This is a genomic window from Micromonospora tulbaghiae (assembly GCF_900091605.1).
GTDB classification, from domain to species: domain Bacteria; phylum Actinomycetota; class Actinomycetes; order Mycobacteriales; family Micromonosporaceae; genus Micromonospora; species Micromonospora tulbaghiae.
Genome location: NZ_FMCQ01000007.1, coordinates 289,556 through 309,705 on the forward strand (window position 1 = coordinate 289,556; position 20,150 = coordinate 309,705).

Consider the following 20,150-nt stretch of genomic DNA (forward strand, 5'->3'; position numbering starts at 1 on the left):
AGGGAGTGGCCGTGCCGACGACGTTCCCGCTGGCCCCCGGCCAGCAGATGATGTGGGAGTTCATGACCGCGCTCGACCCGGCTCACCCCGGCGCGTCGAGGCTCGTCGTGGTGGAGTTCCGCCGGTTGCGGGGCACCCTGCGGGTCGACGTGCTGCGACAGGCGATGCAGGACGTGGTGGACCGGCACGACGCGCTGCGGATGCGGTTCGACCGCATCGGCGTGGAGCCCGAGGTGCAGATCCTGCCGCACGTCGAGTCGCCGCTGGAGTACGTCGACCTGTCCGGCCTGCCGCCGGCCGAGCAGCAGGCCCGCGTCGAGCGGATCGCGTACGCGCACCGCAACGACGAGTTCGACCCCGGCCGGGCGCCGCTGTGGCGGGCCGCCCTGGTCCGGCTCTCCGAGACCGAGCACGTGCTCGCGCTCTGCTTCTTCCACATGGTCTCCGACGGCTGGTCGTGCCGCGTCGTGGTGGAGGACCTGTGCCACGCGTACGCGGCCCGGCTCGGCGCGGCCGATCCGCAGCCGCCGCTGGGCGTGGACCCCACCGCGCTCGCCGCGCTCCAGGAGGCGGAGCAGGCCGGCAACGGCGTCGACGCCGCCGCCCGGGCCGCGTACTGGCGGGACCGGCTGCGGCCGGTGGAGCCGTACCAGCTCTTCCCGGCGTCGCCACCGGCGCCGGACGTCGCGCTCAGCGCCGAGGTGGCCACCCGCTTCGCGTTCCCGCCCGAGATCACCGCCCGGCTGCGCCCGGCCGCCCGGCGGGCCCGCACCAGCCCGTACGTGCTGCTGCTCGCCGCGTACCTGGTGCTGCTGTCGCAGCGGGCCGGTCGGTCCCGGGTGGTGCTGGGCACCACCACACTCGGCCGGGAGAGCCCGCTGTCCCGGCAGCTCGTCGGTCAGTTCACCAACAACGTCTACCTGCCGGTCGACGTCGCGCCGGACGCGCCGATGAGCGCTGTGGTCGGCGTCGCGCACGCCTCGCTGGCCGAGGCCGTCGCGCACGCCACCGCGTTCCACCGGCTGGCCCGGGCGGTGCGTCCCGACTTCGCGGCGATCCGCCCCTGGCCGGACAACCACCTGTTCGACGCCTGGTTCCAGTCCGCCGCGTCGGCGTCGCCGGTGCTGCACTGCCCGGAGCTGCGGGTGGAGCCGGTCGACATCACCGCCCGGCCCGCGCCCGGCACGCCGCCGCCGGTGGTCGCCGCCGACGTGCCGCCCGAGTGCCTGCCCGCCTGGGTCAAGCGGGGCTCACCGATCGTCGTGGTGGACGACGACCGGGCCGGCGGCGTGGTGATCCGCAACCGGGGCGTCTTCGGCGACGACCTGGTACGCGGGCTGATCGACGACTACGTCGCGGTGGTCTCGGCGCTCGTCACCGACCCGGGCACCACCCCGGAAGGGGTACGCCTTCCTGACGGTGCGTGCTTCCTCGACCACGCGATCGGGTAGGAGATCCGACGGACCGCTCGGAGAGAGGTACGACGACCATGACGGACACCTCGACGAACCAGCACACGACGGAGCAGCAAGCGCCGCCGGTGCCACGCTCGGCCGTACGGGCCCGCTGGTCGGTGGCGCTGCTCTTCGTCATCATGGGCCTGGCCATCGGCGGGTGGTCGGCCCGCGTGCCGGAGGTGCGGGACGCGGTAGGCGTCGGCAACACCGGCTGGGGCCTGGCCAACATCGCCACGAACGCCGGGGAGCTGGTCTCCCTGGTCGTGGTGGCGGTGCTGATCAGTCGGATCAACACCCGCCGGCTGGCGCTGGCCGGGGCCGCGCTGATCCTGGTCAATGCGCCGCTGCTGGCCGCGTCCACCACAGTGGTGGCGCTGGTCGGCGGGCTCGCGGTCTGGGGCTTCGCGGCGAACCTGCTGGCCACGCCGATGAACGCCCAGTCGGTCGAGGTGCAGAAGCGCTACGGGCGGCCCATCCTGTCCACGTTCCACGCCGGCTTCAGCATCGGCATGCTGGCCGGCGGCCTCTGCGGCACCGGCGCCGCGGCGATCGGGATGTCCCCGTCGGCGCAGATGGCCGTCACCAGCGTCCTGCTGGGCGCGCTGCTGGTCGGCACGCACCGCTGGCTGCCTGACACGCCCCGGCAGGAGACGAAGGACGGCGAGGACCGGCGGCGGCTGCGTGACCGGTTCACCCCGCAGCTGCTGCTGCTCGCGGTGATCGCCTTCCTCGCCTCGTTCGTCGAGATGGCCGGCGCACAGTGGAGCGCGCTGTACGCGACCGAGGTGGCCGGCGCCGCCGCGGTGCTGGCCGCGGCCACGTACACCTGCCTGTCGCTGGCGGCGACCGTCGCCCGGCTGTTCGGCGACCGGCTGGCCGGCCGGTTCGGGCGGATCCGCTTCGTCCGGCTGTCGGCGCTCGTCGCCACCGCCGGCGTGGCGCTGCCGGTGGCGTACCCCCATCCGGCCGCGGTGATGGCCGGCTTCGGACTGCTCGGCTTCGGCCTGGCGTGCGTGACCCCGACGGTGCTCGGCTTCGCCGGCGAGCAGCCCGGCCTCACCTCGGGTGAGGGCGTCTCGGTGGTGGCGATGGGCCAGTGGCCGGGCGCGTTGCTGGCGGCGCCGGTGATCGGCCTGCTCGCCGGCGCGCTGGACCTGCGCAGCGCGTTCGTGGTGGTGGCCGTGATGGCGCTCGCCGTGGTGGCGTTGATCGGGCGGGTCCGGGCGACGGCGTTGCCCGGCGAGAGCCCGGTCCCGCCCCGGCCGTGACGGCCGGGGCGGGGGCGGCGGTCAGAAGTCGTCGTCGAAGGTGACCGAGCCGGTCACGCCGACCTGGTACGCCGACACCCGGCGCTCGAAGAAGTTGGACAGTTCCTGCACGTCCTGCAACTCCATGAACGCGAACGGGTTGCCGCTGCCGTACATCGGCGCGATGCCGAGCACGGCGAGGCGCCGGTCGGCCACGTGCTGGAGGTACTCGCGCATGTCGGCCAGCGACATCCCGGGCACGCCCTGACCGAGCAGGTCCTCGGCGAAGCTCACCTCGCACTCCACCGCCTCGGCCAGCATCTCCCGGACCTGCTGCTCCATCTCGCCGTCGAACAGGTCCGGCTCCTCGGCGCGTACGGTCTCCACCACGTCGAAGGCGAACGCCATGTGCATCGACTCGTCCCGGAACACCCAGTTGGTGCCGGAGGCCAGCCCGTTGAGCAGCCCCCGGGACCGCAGGAAGTAGACGTAGGCGAACGCGCCGTAGAAGAACAGACCCTCGATGCAGGCGGCGAAGCAGATCAGATTGAGCAGGAACGCCCGCCGGTCGTCGCGGGTCCGCAGTTCCCGCAGCTCGAAGATCGAGTCGATCCACCGGAAGCAGAACTCGGCCTTGCGGGCGATCGACGGGATGTTCTCCACCGCGGCGAACGCGGCGAACCGTTCCTTCTCGTCCGGCACGTACGTGTCCAGCAGGTTCAGGTAGAACTGGACGTGCACCGCCTCCTCGAACAGCTGCCGGGACAGGTAGAGCCGGCCCTCGGGGGAGTTGACGTGCTGGTAGAGGTTGAGCACGAGGTTGTTGGCGACGATGGTGTCGCCGGTGGCGAAGAACGCCACCAGCCGCGACACCAGGTGCCGTTCGGCGGGGGACAGCTTCGCCAGGTCGGCGAGGTCTCCGTGCAGGTCGACCTCCTCGACCGTCCAGGTGTTCTTGATGGCGTCCTTGAACCGGTCGAAGAAGCGCGGGTAGCGCATCGGCCGCAGGGTCAGGTCCATGCCGGGGTCGAGCAGCATGTGCCGGGTCGGCGCGGTGGTGGTCACTGGCATGCCTCGCAGCTCTCGGGGTTCTCCAGGGAACAGGCCAGCGCCTCGTCGTCACTCACGGCGGAGACCACGCCGGAGACCGGGGCGAGCACCGGGGCGACGGTGGCCTGCTGGATACGGGTGGCGGGACGGGATCGCAGGTAGTAGGTGGTCTTCAGCCCGGCCTTCCAGGCGTACAGGTACATCGAGGAGAGCTTGCCGATGGTCGGCGCGCTCAGGAACAGGTTCAGCGACTGGGACTGGTCGACGAAGGGCGCCCGCGCGGCGGCCAGGTCGATCAGCGCCCGCTGCGGCAGCTCCCAGGCGGTGCGGAACAGCTCCCGCACCGGCGCGGGCAGCTCGGTGATGTCCTGCACCGAGCCCTCGGCCCGCTTGATCCGGTCGCGGACCTGCGGCGTCCACAGCCCGCGGGCCTTCAGCTCCCGCACCAGGTACGTGTTGACCTGGAGGAACTCCCCGGACATGGTCTCGCGCTTGAACAGGTTGGACACCTGCGGCTCGACGCACTCGTAGCAGCCGGCGATGGACGCGATGGTGGCGGTCGGCGCGATCGCCACCAGCAGCGAGTTGCGCAGCCCGTGCGCGGCGATCCGCTCGCGCAGCGCCGCCCACCGCTGCGTCTGCGCCGGCTCCGCGCCCCACAGGTCCGGGTGCAGGTCACCCTTGGCGGCCCGGGTCTGCGGGTACGCCGGATGTGGACCGAACTGCTCGGCCAGCCCGGCGGAGGTCTCCAGCGCGGTCAGCAGGATCTCCTCCTGCACCCGGGTGGACAGCTCCTTGGCCTGCGCCGAGTCGAACGGCAGGCGCAGCGTGAAGAACGCGTCCTGCAACCCCATCAGGCCGAGCCCGACCGGCCGCCAGCGCGGGTTCGACGCCGCCGCCTGCGCCGCCGGGTAGTAGTTGATGTCGATCACCCGGTCGAGGAAGACCACAGCCGTGCGCACGGTGGCCCGCAGCCGCTCCCAGTCCACGCCGTCGGCGGTGACGTGGGCGCCGAGGTTCACCGAGCCGAGGTTGCACACGGCGGTCTCGGCGTCGTCGTTCACCTCCAGGATCTCGGTGCACAGGTTGGACAGGTGGATGACGTTGCCCGGCTCGCCGGTCTGGTTGGACAGCCGGTTGGCGGCGTCCTTGAACGTCATCCAGCCGTTGCCGGTCTGCGCGAGCGTGCGCATCATCCGCCCGTACAGGTTCCGGGCCTTCACCGTGCGCACCGCGTTCTTCTCGGCCGCCCGGTACGCGGCGTCGAACGCCTCGCCGTACAGGTCGGGCAGCTCCGGGGCGTCCGACGGGTCGACCAGCGACCACTCGCCGTCGGCCTCGACCCGGCGCATGAACTCGTCCGGGATCCAGTTGGCCAGGTTGAGGTTGTGCGTACGCCGCGACTCCTCGCCGGTGTTGTCCCGCAGCTCCAGGAACTCCTCCACGTCCGGGTGCCACGGCTCCAGGTAGACGCAGGCCGCGCCCTTGCGCCGGCCGCCCTGGTTGACCGCGGCCACCCCGGCGTCGAGTGTCTTGAGGAACGGCACGATGCCGTTGGACCGCCCGTTGGTGCCCCGGATCAGCGCGCCCCGGCCGCGCACCCGCGACCAGGAGATGCCGATGCCGCCGGAGAACTTCGACAGCTTCGCCACCTGGTGGTACCGCTCGTAGATCGAGTCCAGCTCGTCGCGCGGCGAGTCGACCAGGAAGCACGACGACATCTGGGTGTGCCGGGTGCCGGAGTTGAACAGCGTGGGGGAGCTGGGCAGGTAGGCCAGGGCGGACATCAGCCGGTAGAAGCCGACCGCCTCGCCCGGGGTGCGGGACAGCCCGCACGCCACCCGCAGCAGCCAGTACTGCGGCGTCTCCACCACCAGCCGCGACTGCGGGTGCCGCAGCAGGTAGCGGTCGGCGACGGTACGCAGTCCGAAGTACTCGAACCGCAGGTCGCCGTCCGGGTCCACGGCGTCGTCGAGCTTGCGGGCGTGCCGGGCCACGAACGCGGCCGTCTCGTCGCCGATCAGCCCCAGCCCGTGCGCGTACGCGATCGACTGGCTGAAGCTCGCCACGCCCTGGCCGCGGACCTCCTTGTCCACGTACGCGGCGAGCAGCCGCGCCGCCAGCTTCGAGTACTGCGGCTCCTCGCCGATCAGCTCCGCCGCGGTCTGGATCGACAAGCGGTCCAGCTCGGCGGTGGTCGCCCCGTCGTAGAGCCCGCTTATCGTCTTGGTGGCCACCCGCAGCGGGTCCACCTCGTCCAGGTCGGCGACCCAGCGCTCGACCGCCCGGACGATCTTGTTGACGTCCACCGGCTCGGTGTCGCCGTCCCGCTTGCGTACCCGCATCGCCGGCCGGCGGGTCTCGGACCCGCCGGTCCCGGACGGGGGACTCTCCTGTACGACAGTCATGACCTCTCCTCGCTGTCACCGTCTGGAGACGGCGGGAGACGCCAACGGGCACGGCACGGCCGGCCCGGCTGCTGGCGTCGGTCGTCCCGCGCGACCTCCGACCGCCGTACGCGGAGGCGCACGGCGCGCTGGCAGGTCTTCGGACTCGCGGGCCCGACCGGGGTCGCCGGTCGCCTACTGGCCGTCGCTTCCCAGGCCGGTGGCCCAGTGCTGTTGACGGCTGTCGTTCCCACTCACCGCTGCGGGGCAGTCCCGGACTTCCACCGGGTTCCCTCTTGCCTCGGCCTCGCCCCGGAGGGCTCGGCCGAACCAGCTGCGGCACCACCATATATGGCGGTGAGGGCGGTTGGGCAACACCAGATGTCGTGTCGGGCGTGTCGCATGGATCTCACTGTCCACAGTGCCCACCCCCGATGCCGGCGCTCGCCGCCGGGCGCGATACTCGACGTATGGGGAATACCGGACGCCGCTGGGCGTGGGTGGCGGTCCTGCTCGTCGGCGTCGGGCTTCACCTGCTGGTGCTGGAGACACTGGCCGGCACCGGGACCGTCACGTTCGTTCCGGCGCTGATCCTGCTCGGCGCGTGCGTTGCGCCCGCCGCGTTCCTGGCCTTCGCCCAGGGGCGCCCGGCCCGCCGCCCGGTCCCCGGCTCCGTCGTCGGCGTCGCCGCGCTCCTCGGCGGCGTGATCGGCGTGGTCGCCGCCGGCTGGCTGGAGTACGGCACGCTGCACCGCCTCGACGTCCTGCCGATGGCGCTCGTCGGCCTCGCGGAGGAGACCGCCAAGCTGATCGTGCCGGCCGGCATCCTGCTGCTGTGGCGGCGGCACCCGTCCCCGGCGCAAGGGCTGGTGATCGGCGTGGCCTCCGGCGCCGGGTTCGCCGCGCTGGAGACCATGGGCTACGCGTTCACCGCGTTCGTCGGGTCGCAGGGCAGCCTCGGCGCGGTCGAGCAGACGCTGCTCGTACGCGGCCTCACCGCGCCCGCCGCGCACCTGGCCTGGACAGGGCTGACCGCCGGCGCGTTGTTCACGTTCGCCGCCGCGCCCGGCGGCCGGAAGCTGGCGGCGTTCCTGCTCACCTTCGCCGCCGCCGTCACGCTGCACACCTGCTGGGACACGTTCGGCACCCAGCCCGCGTACCTGTTCATCGGCGGCGTGTCACTCGGCTGGGTGCTGCTGCGCCTGCACCTGGACCGCGAGCCGCCGGCCGCGTCCGGGACGCCGGCCGCGCCGGCGCCCCGGGAGCCCGCGGCCCACCCCCGCTGAGCCGGGACGCCTGGCCGCCCGTCAGCCGGCGGCCAGCCGGACGCCGAGCGCGACGAAGGCGACCGCGCAGAGCCGGTCGACGCGCCGTGACCAGCGGCTGTCGCCCCACCGGCCGGCGAACCGCCCGGCGCCCACCCCGAGCGCCAGGTCCACGGTGAGCTGCACCGCGACGAACAGCGCGCCGAGCAGCACCAGCTGCGCCGCCACCGGGCCCGCCTCGGGCCGGACGAACTGCGGCAGGAACGCCACGCTGAACAGGATCATCTTCGGGTTGAGCAGGTTCGTCAGCAGCCCGCGCCGGAACGCCCGCCCGGCGCCGCCGTCCGGCCGGTCCGCCGGGGCGCCGGGCCGGCCCGTGCCGCGCAGCGCCCGCAGACCCAGCACGATCAGGTACGCCGCACCCGCCCACCGGATCGCGGTGAACAGCACCGGGGACGCGGCGATCACCGTGGCGAGCCCGGCCACCACGGCGGCGACGTGCACCGCCTCCCCGGCGGCGACCCCGAGCGCGGCCACCGCGCCGGCCCGTGGGCCGTACCGGGTGGCGTTGGCCAGCACGAACATCATGTCCGGACCCGGGGTGAGCATGAGCACCACGATCGCGGCGAGGTAACCGGCGAGCGTGGCCGCCGACAGTCCGAGCACCGGTCAGCCCTCCCCGGCGCCGTCGAGCAGCGCCCGGCGCAGCGCCAGCCGGTGTTCGCGCCGGATCTGCGCCTCCCGGTAGCGCCGCCGGTCACCGTCGGTCTCGGCGTGCAGCGGCGGCACCGGCCGGGGCTGGCCGTCGTCGTCCACCGCGACCATCACCAGGTGCGCGGTGGCCACGTCCACCGGCGGCACCGCGCGGTCCCACCGGTCCGCGCTGACCTTCACCGCCACCTCCATCGAGCTGCGGCCGGCCCAGGTGATCCGGGCGTCCACGTGGACCACGTCCCCGACGCGTACCGCGCGCAGGAACGCGGTCTCGTCGATGGCGGCGGTGACGGCCGGCCCGTCGGAGTGGCGGGCGGCGACCACCCCGGCGACCGAATCGATCAGGTTGAGGATCCGCCCGCCGTGGACCGTGCCCATCAGGTTGGTGTGGTGCTGGTCCATGATCTGCGACAGGGTCAGGTGCGAGGCCGACGGTGGTCGGCCGGTGAGCGTGATGGTGTCGGGCACTGTGCGGTTCCGTCCTCGCAGAAGCGGACCGCCGACCGGCCGGGGTGTGCACGTCGAGGGCACGCCGACGGCGCACCGTGCGGCGTGTCACCCGCCCGACCCACCCGCGAGGTCGACGGCGGCGCGCACCGGTGGTACGCGCGACGCGGGCAGGTCTTCGGACTCGCGGGCATGACACGAGGTCGCCTACCGGCCGTCGCTTCCCAGGCCGTGGCCCAGTGCTGTTGACGGCTGTCGTTCCCACTCACCGCTGCGGGGCAGTCCCGGACTTCCACCGGGTTCCCTCTTACGACACCCGGCCGTCGCCGACCGGGTGAACCAGCGCTTCCCGCAGCGTAGCCCAGCCGCGGCGCGCTCCCGGAGCCACCCGGCCGGGCGGCGTTCCCGTCACCCTTCCGTCGCGTCGAGCCGCTTCTGCATCCGGTCGAGCCGGTCGAGGACGTCGTGCATCATCACGCGCAGGACGGTCGTGTCGGCGTCGCGCTCGGGCAGCATCCGGCCGAACGCGACGCCGTGGTAGAGCGCGGACAGCACGGCGGGTGTGACGACGGCGGTCACGCCCGTACGCCGCAGCACGTCGCCCGCGTCGCCGTCGTCGCGCAGCAGCCCCAGCAGCAGGTGGCTGCCGGTGGTGACGGCCGAGGCGTGTGCGGTGGCCTGGCCGGCGGCGGCCGTCAGCACCGCCCGGGTGGCCGGCGACGCGGCCGGCTCGGTGGGTGTCAGGGCCGGGTTGGGGGAGTCGCCCAGGGCGGCGCGGATCGTGGCGGCGGGGAAGCCGAGCAACTCGACGGTGTTCAGCACCAGGCTCTCGCCCTCGTCGAGGAAGGCTCGCAGCAGGTGGACCGGCTCCACAGTGACCGCGCCGGAGGTGGACGCGAGGGCGTACGCCTGGCGCAGGATCGCCGCGACGTGGTGGTTGGCCGGCGGGGTGAGGGTGAGCCCGGCGGGCAGCGCCCGGGTGGCGGGGGTCTCGTGGGCCGCGCCCGCGGCGCCGTCCAGGGCCTGGGTCAGTGCGGTCTGGCAGATCCGGGAGACCGGAAGCCGGGCGTCGCGGACGCGGTCGGCGAGGGCGTCGGGCAGATAAACGTTGACCTTGGGCACCTGACCGATCCTGTCACGTGACCATCGAACAGGTCAGCCCTTGATCGCCTACATTTCCTAGGGTTATAGTAGGGTTATGCCCGCGCCGCTGACCACCCGACGAGCCCTCGACCAGGGCCGTACGTCCAGCGCGCTCTGTCGCCGCTGAGCCCCACCGGCTCACTTCGCACACCTTGCATCGTCGTGCCCCGGGCACGACCGACTCCCCCTGAGGCCGCACGCCATGACTCAGCACGACCCTGTCCAGAAAGCCCGCGCCGACCTGACCGCCGGCATCAACAAGATCTTCGCCGCCTCGGCCATGTCGGCCAGCGGGCACGGCAACATCAGCGTCCGGATCCCCGGTCACGACGACCGCCTGCTCGTCAACGCCGGCGAACTGCTCCGCCCGTGGCCCGCCGACGACCTGCGGGTCGCGGCGCCCGCGCTGCGCACCGTCAACGACGACGTCGTCGTGGTCGGCCTCGACGGCACCGTCCACGAGGGAACGCCCAGCCCGTCGGTGGCCGCCATCCTGAAGATGCACATCGGCGTCTACCAGGCCCGGCCGGACGTCAACGCCGTCATCCACACCCATTCGCCGTACGCCACCAGCTACGCCCTCGCCGGGGCGCCGCTGCCGGCCCGGTACGAGGCACTGCTCGTGCACGGCCAGCCGGTCGACATCCCCGTCGCGCCGTGGGCGCCGCGCGGCACCGAGGAGGCGGTGCGCGCGATCGCCGAGACGTTCGCGGCGCACCCCCGCACGTACGCGATCCTGCTCGGCAACCACGGCCTGCTCGTCGCCGGCGACTCCGCCAGGCACGCCGCGAGCCTCGTCGTGGCGATCGAGGAGGCGGCCGTCTCCAGCATCGGCGCCGAGCCGCTGGGCGGCCCGGTGCCGTTCCCCGACCACGTCCACGACCTCGACCTGCGCCTGCGCTTTGAGGAGCCGACCGCATGACCACCCGTAGCCGCCGGATCGCCGGTGCCCTCGCCGCCGTCCTGCTCACCACGTCGCTCGCCGCCTGCGGCGGGGACGACGAGCCCGCCGCGGCGAGCGCCGACGGCCTCACCACCGTCCGGCTCGCCTCGTCGCCGCTGGGCCACCTCGCGCCCATCTACCTGGCCCAGGAGCGGGGCATCTTCGCCAAGCACGGCCTCAAGGTCGAGGTCGACACCGAGACGTCCGACCTGACCTCCGTGCCGGCCGTGTTGGCCGGCAAGGTCGACTTCGCCACCGGCGACCTCACCACGCTGATCGTCGCCCGGTCCAAGGGCCTGGACGTCAAGGCAGTGGTGCCGGCGTCGGCGTCCACCGGCAAGGAGGGCGCCGACTACGGCGCCCTGGTGGTCAAGGGCGACTCCGGCATCACCAGCGCCAAGCAGCTCGAAGGCAAGACGATCTCCGTCAACATCCTCACCAACATCGCCGCCGCGGCGGCCCGGGAGGCGGTCCGCGCCGACGGCGGTGACCCGACGAAGGTCAAGCTCGTCGAGATCCCGTTCCCGCAGGCGCCCGCCGCGGTCAGCACGGGCCGGGTGGACGGCGCCTGGGTGGTCGAGCCGTTCCTGTCGGCGGCCAAGGCGCAGGGCGCGGTGCCGGTCGGGTGGGGCTTCACCGACCTCGCGCCCGACCTCACGGTCTCCGCGTGGTACGCGGCCGGCTCCTACACCTCGAAGAACGCGAAGACCGTCACGGCCTTCCGGGACGCGGTGCGGGAGGCCTACGCGTACGCCCGCGAGCACGAGGACGAGGTGCGCGCGAAGATCCCCACGTTCACCGAGATCAAGCCGGAGGTGGCCGCGAAGATCACCCTGACCGGTCTGCGTGACGAGGTCAGCCGGCAGGCCGCCGAGAAGCTCGCCGGCTATGCCCAGCGCGACGGGCTCATCACCAGCACACCCGACCTCGACGAGCTGATCCTCAAGTGAGAAGGGGGTGGCTCGGCGCCGTGGGCCTGGCGGGCGCGGCCACGGCGTACGAGATCCTCGCCCGCCTGTTCTTCGAACCCGCGCACGTGCCGCCGCTGAGCGCCGTGGTGCCCGAGGCGCTGCGTCTGCTCACCGGGGAACGGTTCTGGACGGCGACCGGTCGTACGCTGTCCGCGGTGGCCGTCGGCCTGGTCATCGCGGTGGTCGCCGGCATCCTGGCCGGGTTCGCGCTCGGCTCGGTGCCCCAGGTGCGCCGGGCCACCTCCTCCACTCTCGACTTCCTGCGGCCGGTCCCGTCGATCGTGCTGATCCCGGTGCTGGTGCTCGTGCTCGACGTCCGGCAGATCACCGTGCTGCTGGTCGCCGTCTCGTGCTTCTGGATCGTCGTGTTCCAGGTGCTCTACGGTCTGCGCGACGTGGACCGGGTGGCAGTCGACACCGCCCGCGCCTTCCGGCTCGGCCGGCTGGCCCGGACCGTGCACGTCACGTGGCCGACCGTGCTGCCGTATCTGGGCACGGCGCTGCGGCTGATCGTCTCGGTCGCGCTGGCTCTGGCGCTGACCGGCGGTCTGGTGATGGGCGCCGCCGGGCTCGGCGAGATGATCTGGAGCAGCCAGGAGTCCGGCGAGTCCACCGGCATGTACGCGCTGGTGCTGCTCACCGGCGGGCTCGGCATCGGCCTCGACCAGCTCGCCCGGCTCGCCGAGCGGCGGCTGCTGCACTGGCACGTGGCGACCCGGCGGGAGGCCGTCGCATGAGGGCGCTCGGCTACGCGCTCGGCCTGCCCGCGGTGCTCGTGGCCGCGTGGTGGGTGGCCAGCGACGGCAGCACCAACGTGTTCCTGCCGCCGCTGCGTACGATCGTCGAGGCGTTCCGGGACGTGTGGTTCTCCGGCACGTTCGTCAGCGACGTGGTGCCCAGCCTGTGGCGCCTCGCCGCCGGGTACGCCGTCGCGCTCGCCGCCGGCGTCACCCTCGGCTTCGTGATCGGGCGGTGGGCGGTGCCCCGCGCGCTGACCGGCCCGCTGCTGGCGTACTTCCGGGTGCTGCCCGCCCCGGTGCTGATCCCGGTGCTGCTGGTCGCGGTCGGCATCGGCGACGCCACGAAGCTGGTCGTCATCACGGTGGGCGCCGTCTGGCCGATCCTGCTCAACACCGCCGACGGCGTCCGCGCCGCCGACGAGGTCGGGCTGGAGACCGCCGCCGCGTACCGGCTGCCGCGCCGCACCCGGCACCTGCTCGTGCTGCGCGGCGCGAGCCCGCAGATCTTCGCCGGCGCCCGTCAGGCGCTCGGCCTGTCGATCATCCTCATGGTGGTCAGCGAGATGCTGATGAGCACCGACGGGCTGGGCTTCACTGTGGTGCAGTTCCAGCGCAGCTTCGCCATCCCGCAGATGTGGAGCGGGGTGCTGCTGATCGGCCTGCTCGGCTTCGGGCTGGCCAAACTCTTCGAACTCGTCGAGCGGCGCGCGTTGCGCTGGCATCGAGGCCACACCGGACAACTCACGGAGCGACGATGACCTCCCTGCTCGAGATCGCCGGGGTCGGCAAGACCTACCGGGCCCGGGAACGCACCGTCGAGGTGCTGACCGCTGTCGACCTGTCCGTGTCCGAGGGCGAGTTCGTCGCGCTCGTCGGCCCGTCCGGCTGCGGCAAGACCACCCTGCTCAAGATCGTCGCCGGGCTGCTGCCGGCCACGACGGGACAGGTCCGGTTCGACGGCCGCCCGGTCACCGAGCCGCCGGCCGGCCTCGGCGTGGTCTTCCAGGAGTACGGCCGCAGCCTGTACGCCTGGAAGACGGTCCGGCAGAACGTCGAGCTGCCGCTGCGCCACCTGGGCCTGAGCCGGGCGCGGCGGCGCGAACTCGTCGCCGACGCGCTCGACGCGCTCGACGCGGTCGGCCTCGGCGCGGCCGGCGACGCGTACCCCTGGCAGCTCTCCGGCGGCATGCAGCAGCGCGTCGCCATCGCCCGCGCGGTCGCCTACCGGCCCCGCCTGCTGCTGATGGACGAGCCGTTCTCGGCCGTCGACGCGCAGACCCGGGCCGACCTGGAGGACCTGGTCGCCGCGCTGTGGAAGCGCTACGGCATGACCATCGTCCTCGTCACCCACGACATCGACGAGGCGGTCTACCTCAGCCAGCGCGTCGTGGTGCTCGGCACCGGCGTCTCCGGCGTCCAGGCCGACATCCCGGTCGACCTGCCCGCCGACCGCGAACAGATCGGCACCCGTTCCTCCGCCCCCTTCGGCGAGCTCCGCACCCGCGTGTGGACGCAGGTCCGCCGTACCCCCGACGGCGAGCCGCACGCTCGCCGTACACCCGAGAGCGAGATGGCATGAGCAACGCCCGATGGACCGACACCGGCGGCGGCGAGGGCCCGCTGTGGTCCTTCCGAGTCGGTGAGGTCGAGGTCTTCCCGATCCGCGAGGTCGACTACTTCGTGGAGCCGGCCGAGTTCTTCCCGCAGATGGAGACCGAGTCGTGGACCGACGGCGCGTTCTACACGCGCGAGCCGTTCACCCACGACGGCCGGATCCTGCTCAACCAGGAGGCCCACCTGCTGCGGACGCCGGACCGGCTGATCCTGGTCGACGCGGGCGGCGGCAACGGCAAACCGCGCAACGGCGGCGTCTTCGACCGGGCGGACCGGCCGTTCCTGGAACAGTTCGCCCGCGCCGGGGTGTCGCTCGGCGACATCGACACGGTCGTCTTCACCCACCTGCACGTCGACCACGTCGGGTTCGCCACCGGCGCGGACGGTCGCGGCGGCTGGGAGCCGACCTTCCCGAACGCCCGGTACCTGGTGGTCCGCGAGGAGTTCGACTGGTGGACCGGCCCGGAGGGCGCGCGGGCCATGCGGCGTACCGGCGACTACATCGCCGACAGCATCCTGCCGCTGCGCGACGCCGGAGTGCTCGACCTGATCGAGGCCGACCACGTGCTGTCCCCGCAGGTGCACCTGGTGCCCGCGTTCGGCCACACCCCGGGCAACGTCTACCTGGTCGTCGAGTCAGTCGGTCAACGGGCGCTGTTCGCCGGCGACATGCTGCACCACGGCGTCCAACTGGAGCGGCCGGAGTGGAGCATCCGCTACTGCGTGGTGCCCGGCGACTCCGCCGACCAGCGCCGCCGCCTGCTCGAGCGGGCCGCCGACTCGGGCGACCTGCTCGTGCCGGCGCACTTCCCGTTCCCCGCGGCCGGACATGTGCACCGGGCGGAGCGCGGCTTCACCTACACGTTCCTCGACGTCTGATGTTCATCGCCGACTTCCACACCCACCACGCCTGTCCGGACCATCCGGCGGTGCTGCCGCACAACGCCACCGGCGTGCTCGCCGCCCGCTGGGCCGACACCGCCCGGCGGGTCGCCGACCTCGACGACCTGCTCGCCGAGTCGGGCCGGTACGGCGTCGACCTGCGTGTGCTCAGCGCCCCGCCGGCGATGGTCACCCCGCACGGCGAGCGGACCCGACCCGGCGACCAGCGGCGGCTCAACGACCATCTGGCGACCGTGGTCGCGGGAGACCCCGCCCGCCTCGCCGGGCTCGCCACGATCGACGCCTTCGGCGGCGAGGCGGCCGCCGGGGAGGTGGTCCGAGCCGTCCGTGACCTGGGCCTGCCGGGCGTCGTGGTCGACTGCGCCGCCGCGGACGGGCGGCTGCTCGGTGACCCGGCCGCCCGTCCCACGCTCGTCGCCGCGGCCGAGCTGGGCGTACCGGTCTTCGCGCATCCGATCAGCCGGTCCACCCTGACCGCGGAGTTCGCGGGCCTGGGCCGGCTCGGCACGTCGCTCGCCCGCGGCACGATCACCGCGGCCGCGCTGCTGTCGCTGCTCACCGGCGGTGTCCTGGCCACGCTGCCCGGCCTGCACGTGGTCTTCCCGATGCTCGGGGTGGCCGGCCTCGCCCTGGCCGCCGCCACCGACGAGGGCGCACTGCTCAGCGCGCCGGACCGGAGCGCCCACGTGTACGCCGACACGATGGGTTTCGCGCCGTCGGCGATCCGCTTCGCCACCGACCTGCTCGGCGCCGACCACGTGGTGGTGGGCGGGGACTGGCCGATCGCGGAGCGGTCCACCACCCGCGACCGGGTCGAGGCGGCGTTGCGCGACGCGGGTCTCGGCCCGGACGACAGCGCCCTGGTGGCCGGCGCCAACACGTTGCGGCTGCTGGGCCGCGGCTGAGCCCCGGTGGTGGGCAGCGGCGGACGTCAGGCCGGCGCCGATCCCGTACCGGCCGCGGCCAGCGGGGCGGCGCCGAACGACACCGCGAACCGCTTGCACCAGATCGACACGCTGCGCAGACCGTCCAGGTCCACAGTCGCCGGGATGTCGTACGCCTGGTCGCCGATGTTGCCCTTGAGCCGGCCCAGTTCGACCCAGCGGCCGTCGTCGAACACCTGCCAGCCCGCGCGGCCGGGTAGCACCTTCCGGTCGGTGAGCCACACCCGCAGGTCGGGTCCGTCCGAGGTGTCCAGTCCGCGCAGGAGGAGCTGACGGCGGCCGTCGGCGAGGCGGACCAGCTGTGCCCGGCCGGACGTGTCGTGCTCGTGGGTGACGAAGTCACCGGCGGCGAGGACCACGTCGGCGGGCGCCGCGCCGATCGACGGCGGGCCGGTCGTGCCGGAAGCCGGCGGGCCGGTGGTGCCGGCCGGCTGCTGCTCCGCCACAGTGGGCAGCGCCTCGCGTACCTCGCGGTCGGTGACCAGCCGCCACGGCTGGAACAGGTACAGGCTCACCCCGAGACCGGTGACGGCCACGAGGGCGAGCACCGACAACACCACACGTCTTCTGCCCATGCCGTGACGGTAGGCGGGTACCCGGCGGAAAGATCTTTCCGTCCGCTTACGGCTCGACCGCGGGCCGCCGCACCGGGCCGCCGGTGGGTAGCGTCTGGCCCATGGGGCGCTACGTGCTCGTCGTCGACGACGACCGGACGGTGAGCGACGTCGTCCGGCGCTACCTGGAACAGGACGGCTGCCGGGTCCGGCTGTCCTTCGACGGGCCCGGCGCGCTCGCCGCGGCCGAGGAGGAGCCGCCCGACCTGGTTGTCCTCGACCTGATGATGCCGGGTCTCGACGGCATCGAGGTGTGCCGGCGGCTGCGTCGCCGCCTGCCCGGCCTGCCGGTGGTCATGCTCACCGCGCTCGGGGACGAGGCCGACCGGGTCGCCGGGCTGGAGGTCGGCGCGGACGACTACGTGACCAAGCCGTTCTCGCCGCGCGAACTCGTGCTGCGCATCAGGTCGGTGCTCCGGCGCGCCGCCCCGAAGGACCGGGGACCGACCGGGGTGCTGCGCGACGGCGACCTCACCGCGGACACCGACCGGCGCGTCGCCGATCGCGGCGGGCAGCAGCTGTCGCTGACCGTACGGGAGTTCGACCTGCTCGCGTTCCTGCTGGCGAACCCGGGACGCGCCTGGTCGCGGGCCGAGCTGCTGGACCGCGTGTGGGGCTGGCGGTTCGGCGACCAGTCCACGGTCACCGTCCACGTCCGGCGGCTGCGGGAGAAGATCGAGGACCACCCGGCGCAGCCCCGCCGCATCGTCACCGTGTGGGGCGTCGGTTACCGGTACGAGCCGTCGGACCCGCCCCGGTGAACGAGCTGCTGGTCATCGGGCTCTACGCCCTGCTCGCCGGCGCTGTCGTCGGCGCGCTCGGCGTCGGCGCGCTGCGGCTGGTGCGCCACCGGTCGATCCTCGCGCACATCGCGGCGCTGCTCGCGGTCACGATCGCCTCGGTGACGGCGGGCGTCACGGCCGTCGCCCAGGCCATGTTCCTGTCCGCGCACGACCTCCAGGTCGTCCTCGTCACGGTCGCGGCGTCCGCGGCTCTCAGCCTGGCCGTCGGGGTGGCGTTCGCCCGCCGGCTGGCGCAGGCGGCGGTCTGGGCCGACCAGGCCCGGCAGCGGGAACGGCAGCTGGAGGCCGGGCGCCGTGAGCTGGTCGCGTGGGTCTCGCACGATCTGCGTACGCCGCTGGCCGGGCTGCGGGCGATGGCGGAGGCGCTGGAGGACCGGGTGGTCGACGAGCCGGCGGCGGTGGCCGAGTACCACCGGCGGATCCGGGTCGAGACGGACCGGATGACGCGTCTGGTCGACGACCTGTTCGAGCTGTCCCGGATCACCGCCGGAGCGTTGCGGCCCGCGCTGTCCCCGGTCCCGCTCGGCGACGTGGTCTCCGACGCGATCGCCGCCACCGCGCCGCTGGCCGCCGACCGGCGGGTCCGGGTGCTCGCCCCGGAGACCGGCTGGCCGACCGTCCGGGCCGCCGAGGCCGAACTCGCCCGCGTCGTGACGAACCTGCTGGTCAACTCGGTGCGGTACACGCCACCGGACGGCACCGTGCGCATCGACGCCGGACGGGACGACGACGACGCGTGGCTCGCCGTCTCCGACACCTGCGGCGGCATTCCCGAGGCGGACCTGCCCCGGGTGTTCGACGTGGCGTTCCGGGGCACCCGGGCCCGTACCCCCGCACCGGCCGGCGCCGGCGAGGCGGCGCCGGCCGGCGGCGGGCTGGGCCTGGCGATCGTGCGCGGGCTGGTCGAGGCGCACGGCGGGCGGGTGCACGCGCACAACGTGACCGGCGGGTGCCGGTTCGTCGTCCGCCTGCCGGCGGTCTGACCGCCCGGCTCACCGGGGCGGGCGGGTCGCCGCCGACGGCGGGCCTGGCGGGCCGGTCAGCCGGCGTCCGGGGGACCGGTCTCCACCAGGCGTCCCTCGGCCAGGCGCAGCCAGCGGCCGACGTTGATCGCGGTGAGGAACCGCTCGTCGTGGCTCACCACCAGCAAGGCGCCCCGGTAGGCGTTGAGCGCGCTCTCCAACTGGCCGACGCTGACCAGGTCGAGGTTGTTCGTCGGCTCGTCGAGCAGCAGGAGCTGCGGGGCCGGTTCGGCACCGAGGACGCAGGCGAGCGTGGCGCGCAGCCGCTCGCCGCCGGAGAGCACCCCCACCGGGAGATGCGCTCGCGGGCCGCGGAACAGGAAGCGGGCGAGCAGGTTCATCCGCTGCGCGTCAGGGGCCTGCGGCGCGAACGCGGCGAGGTTCTCCGCCACGGTACGGTCCAGGTCCAGCAGGTCCAGCCGCTGCGACAGGTACGCGATCCGGCCCTCGGCGCGGGCGATCCGGCCGCTCTCGGGCTCCAGGCCGCCGTCGATCAGGCGCAGCAGTGTGGACTTGCCCGCGCCGTTGGCGCCGAGCAGGGCGATCCGCTCCGGGCCACGGATCGTCAGGTCGACACCGTCGGCGGCGAACAGGGACCGCTCGCCGTGCCGGACCCGGACCCGTTCGGCGGTCAGCAGCGTGCGTCCGGCCGGCACGTTCGTGGCGGGCAACTCCACCGTGATCCGCTGCTCGTCGCGCAGCGCCCGCTCGGCCTCGTCCAGCCGCGCCCGGGCGTCGTCGACCCGCCCGGAGTGCATCTCGTTCGCCCGGCCGGCGGACTCCTGGGCGTTGCGCTTCATGGTCCCGGCGAAGATCTTCGGCAGGCCGGCGCTCTTCAGGTTGCGGGAGGCGTTGCCGGCCCGCCGGGCGGCCCGCTCGCGGGCCTCCTGCAACTCCCGCTTCTCCCGCCTGAGGTCCTGTTCGGCGCTGCGGACGTTCTTCTCCGCCACCTCCTGCGCGGCCCGCACCGTCGCCTCGTACGAGGTGAAGTTGCCGCCGTGGAAGCGCATCTCGCCGCGGTCGAGTTCGGCGATGCGCTCCATCCGGTCCAGCAGCGCCCGGTCGTGGCTGACCAGCAGCAGGCAGCCGTTCCACTGCTCCAGCACGTCGTACAGCCGGTGCCGGGCGTCGAGGTCGAGGTTGTTCGTGGGCTCGTCCAGCAGCAGCACGTCGGGCTGCTTGAGCAGTTGCGCCGCCAGGCCGAGGGAGACGACCTGCCCACCGCTGAGCGTGTCCAGGCGCCGGTCGAAGGCGAGGTCGCCGAGGCCGAGCCGGTCGAGCTGGGCGCGGGTGCGTTCCTCGATGTCCCAGTCGCTGCCGATGGTGGTGAAGTGCTTCTCGTCGGCGTCGCCGGCCTCGATGGCGTGCAGCGCCGCGATCAGCGGGGCGATCTCCAGCACCTCGGCCACTGTCAGGCCGGCGGCCAGCGGCAGGCTCTGCGGGAGGTAGCCCAGCACGCCGTTGACAGTGATCGACCCGGCGGCGGGCCGGTGTTCACCTGCGATCAGCTTGAGCAGCGTGCTCTTGCCGGCCCCGTTCGGCGCGACCAGGCCCGTACGGCCCCCGCCGAGCGTGAAGGAGAGGTCCTGGAAGACCGGGGTGTCGTCCGGCCAGGAGAAGGTCAGGTTCGAGCAGACGATGAAGGAATGGGACATCGGGAAGACGACCTCGGAGTGAGGGCAGGCGGACCGGAGCCGCCCGGCAGGTGGACATGGTCTCGGGGAACGACGAAGCGACCACGGCAAACGGCGCTGATCCGCGCGTGCCGGTGGTCTGTCACATGCCCGGGCTCACCCGGAGATGTCGTCGTCACCCGCCATGTCTGATCTCCCTGCTTGCCAGTCCTGGACTGGATCACTCCGCTCCACCGTAGCACCGACGACGCT

At 73.4% G+C, this 20,150-nt stretch carries 19 protein-coding genes and 2 riboswitches; of the genes, 12 read left to right on the forward strand and 7 right to left on the reverse strand.

Features of this window, described 5'->3' with window-relative positions; translation table 11 throughout:
• Positions 1–11: 11 nt before the first annotated feature.
• On the forward strand, positions 12–1,451 hold the full coding sequence (locus tag GA0070562_RS21405) for a condensation domain-containing protein (RefSeq protein WP_091425311.1): 1,440 nt from the start codon (positions 12–14) through the stop codon (positions 1,449–1,451).
• A 38-nt stretch (positions 1,452–1,489) separates the two neighbouring features.
• Entirely contained in the window at positions 1,490–2,725 is a 1,236-nt protein-coding gene (locus GA0070562_RS21410; protein WP_091425105.1) for an MFS transporter, read from the forward strand.
• A gap of 21 nt (positions 2,726–2,746) precedes the next feature.
• On the opposite strand, the gene GA0070562_RS21415 is transcribed toward GA0070562_RS21410, so the two are convergent.
• The gene (locus GA0070562_RS21415) at positions 2,747–3,775 is read right to left on the reverse strand and encodes a ribonucleotide-diphosphate reductase subunit beta (protein WP_091425107.1); all 1,029 of its coding nucleotides are present in this window, start codon (positions 3,773–3,775) and stop codon (positions 2,747–2,749) included.
• Complete coding sequence (locus GA0070562_RS21420) at positions 3,766–6,162, reverse strand: ribonucleoside-diphosphate reductase subunit alpha (protein WP_091425109.1); 2,397 nt, start codon at positions 6,160–6,162, stop codon at positions 3,766–3,768. Before GA0070562_RS21420 ends, GA0070562_RS21415 begins: the two co-directional genes overlap by 10 nt.
• A gap of 113 nt (positions 6,163–6,275) precedes the next feature.
• A riboswitch (cobalamin riboswitch) is annotated at positions 6,276–6,492 on the reverse strand.
• Positions 6,493–6,611: 119 nt separating this feature from the next.
• Between GA0070562_RS21420 and GA0070562_RS21425 the strand changes: the two genes are divergently transcribed.
• Positions 6,612–7,427 carry a PrsW family intramembrane metalloprotease gene (locus GA0070562_RS21425; RefSeq protein ID WP_091425111.1) on the forward strand — a complete coding sequence of 272 codons (816 nt, stop codon included), beginning with the start codon at positions 6,612–6,614 and terminating at the stop codon, positions 7,425–7,427.
• A 21-nt stretch (positions 7,428–7,448) separates the two neighbouring features.
• Here the strand turns inward: GA0070562_RS21425 and GA0070562_RS21430 are convergent, their stop codons facing one another.
• The 3 genes from GA0070562_RS21430 to GA0070562_RS21440 all read right to left on the reverse strand — a co-directional run bounded on the left by GA0070562_RS21430 (position 7,449) and on the right by GA0070562_RS21440 (position 9,689).
• Entirely contained in the window at positions 7,449–8,072 is a 624-nt protein-coding gene (locus tag GA0070562_RS21430) for a LysE family translocator (protein WP_091425113.1), read from the reverse strand.
• 3 nt (positions 8,073–8,075) lie between these two features.
• On the reverse strand, positions 8,076–8,588 hold the full coding sequence (locus tag GA0070562_RS21435; protein ID WP_030268885.1) for an acyl-CoA thioesterase: 513 nt from the start codon (positions 8,586–8,588) through the stop codon (positions 8,076–8,078).
• Positions 8,589–8,719: 131 nt separating this feature from the next.
• Positions 8,720–8,926: riboswitch (cobalamin riboswitch) on the reverse strand.
• A 49-nt stretch (positions 8,927–8,975) separates the two neighbouring features.
• Positions 8,976–9,689, reverse strand: a complete 714-nt coding sequence (locus GA0070562_RS21440; RefSeq protein WP_091425115.1) for a Clp protease N-terminal domain-containing protein — start codon at positions 9,687–9,689, stop codon at positions 8,976–8,978.
• A gap of 223 nt (positions 9,690–9,912) precedes the next feature.
• On the opposite strand from GA0070562_RS21440, the gene GA0070562_RS21445 reads away from it, so the two are divergent.
• From GA0070562_RS21445 to GA0070562_RS21475, 7 genes are read left to right on the forward strand one after another with little or no spacing between them, the layout of a single operon-like run.
• Entirely contained in the window at positions 9,913–10,632 is a 720-nt protein-coding gene (locus GA0070562_RS21445) for a class II aldolase/adducin family protein (protein WP_091425117.1), read from the forward strand.
• Positions 10,629–11,603 carry an ABC transporter substrate-binding protein gene (locus GA0070562_RS21450; protein WP_091425119.1) on the forward strand — a complete coding sequence of 325 codons (975 nt, stop codon included), beginning with the start codon at positions 10,629–10,631 and terminating at the stop codon, positions 11,601–11,603. Before GA0070562_RS21445 ends, GA0070562_RS21450 begins: the two co-directional genes overlap by 4 nt.
• The gene (locus GA0070562_RS21455; RefSeq protein ID WP_091425123.1) at positions 11,600–12,361 is read left to right on the forward strand and encodes an ABC transporter permease; all 762 of its coding nucleotides are present in this window, start codon (positions 11,600–11,602) and stop codon (positions 12,359–12,361) included. Before GA0070562_RS21450 ends, GA0070562_RS21455 begins: the two co-directional genes overlap by 4 nt.
• Positions 12,358–13,122 carry an ABC transporter permease gene (locus GA0070562_RS21460; RefSeq protein ID WP_091425128.1) on the forward strand — a complete coding sequence of 255 codons (765 nt, stop codon included), beginning with the start codon at positions 12,358–12,360 and terminating at the stop codon, positions 13,120–13,122. The genes GA0070562_RS21455 and GA0070562_RS21460 overlap by 4 nt, the downstream gene beginning before the upstream one ends.
• Positions 13,119–13,943 carry an ABC transporter ATP-binding protein gene (locus GA0070562_RS21465; protein ID WP_091425130.1) on the forward strand — a complete coding sequence of 275 codons (825 nt, stop codon included), beginning with the start codon at positions 13,119–13,121 and terminating at the stop codon, positions 13,941–13,943. Before GA0070562_RS21460 ends, GA0070562_RS21465 begins: the two co-directional genes overlap by 4 nt.
• Positions 13,940–14,857 carry an MBL fold metallo-hydrolase gene (locus tag GA0070562_RS21470; protein WP_091425132.1) on the forward strand — a complete coding sequence of 306 codons (918 nt, stop codon included), beginning with the start codon at positions 13,940–13,942 and terminating at the stop codon, positions 14,855–14,857. The genes GA0070562_RS21465 and GA0070562_RS21470 overlap by 4 nt, the downstream gene beginning before the upstream one ends.
• Positions 14,857–15,786 (forward strand): amidohydrolase family protein, encoded by a 930-nt coding sequence (locus GA0070562_RS21475; protein WP_091425133.1) that lies wholly within the window; start codon positions 14,857–14,859, stop codon positions 15,784–15,786. Before GA0070562_RS21470 ends, GA0070562_RS21475 begins: the two co-directional genes overlap by 1 nt.
• A 26-nt stretch (positions 15,787–15,812) precedes the next feature.
• Here the strand turns inward: GA0070562_RS21475 and GA0070562_RS21480 are convergent, their stop codons facing one another.
• Positions 15,813–16,400 carry a DM13 domain-containing protein gene (locus tag GA0070562_RS21480; RefSeq protein ID WP_091425135.1) on the reverse strand — a complete coding sequence of 196 codons (588 nt, stop codon included), beginning with the start codon at positions 16,398–16,400 and terminating at the stop codon, positions 15,813–15,815.
• A 101-nt stretch (positions 16,401–16,501) separates the two neighbouring features.
• On the opposite strand from GA0070562_RS21480, the gene GA0070562_RS21485 reads away from it, so the two are divergent.
• Together GA0070562_RS21485 and GA0070562_RS21490 are read left to right on the forward strand one after the other, a co-directional pair.
• Positions 16,502–17,200, forward strand: coding sequence for a response regulator transcription factor (locus GA0070562_RS21485; protein ID WP_091425137.1), 699 nt, complete (start codon positions 16,502–16,504; stop codon positions 17,198–17,200).
• Positions 17,197–18,225 carry a sensor histidine kinase gene (locus GA0070562_RS21490; RefSeq protein WP_091425140.1) on the forward strand — a complete coding sequence of 343 codons (1,029 nt, stop codon included), beginning with the start codon at positions 17,197–17,199 and terminating at the stop codon, positions 18,223–18,225. Before GA0070562_RS21485 ends, GA0070562_RS21490 begins: the two co-directional genes overlap by 4 nt.
• Before the next feature lie 56 nt (positions 18,226–18,281).
• On the opposite strand, the gene GA0070562_RS21495 is transcribed toward GA0070562_RS21490, so the two are convergent.
• Positions 18,282–19,919 carry an ABC-F family ATP-binding cassette domain-containing protein gene (locus tag GA0070562_RS21495; RefSeq protein WP_091425142.1) on the reverse strand — a complete coding sequence of 546 codons (1,638 nt, stop codon included), beginning with the start codon at positions 19,917–19,919 and terminating at the stop codon, positions 18,282–18,284.
• Positions 19,920–20,150 lie beyond the last annotated feature (231 nt).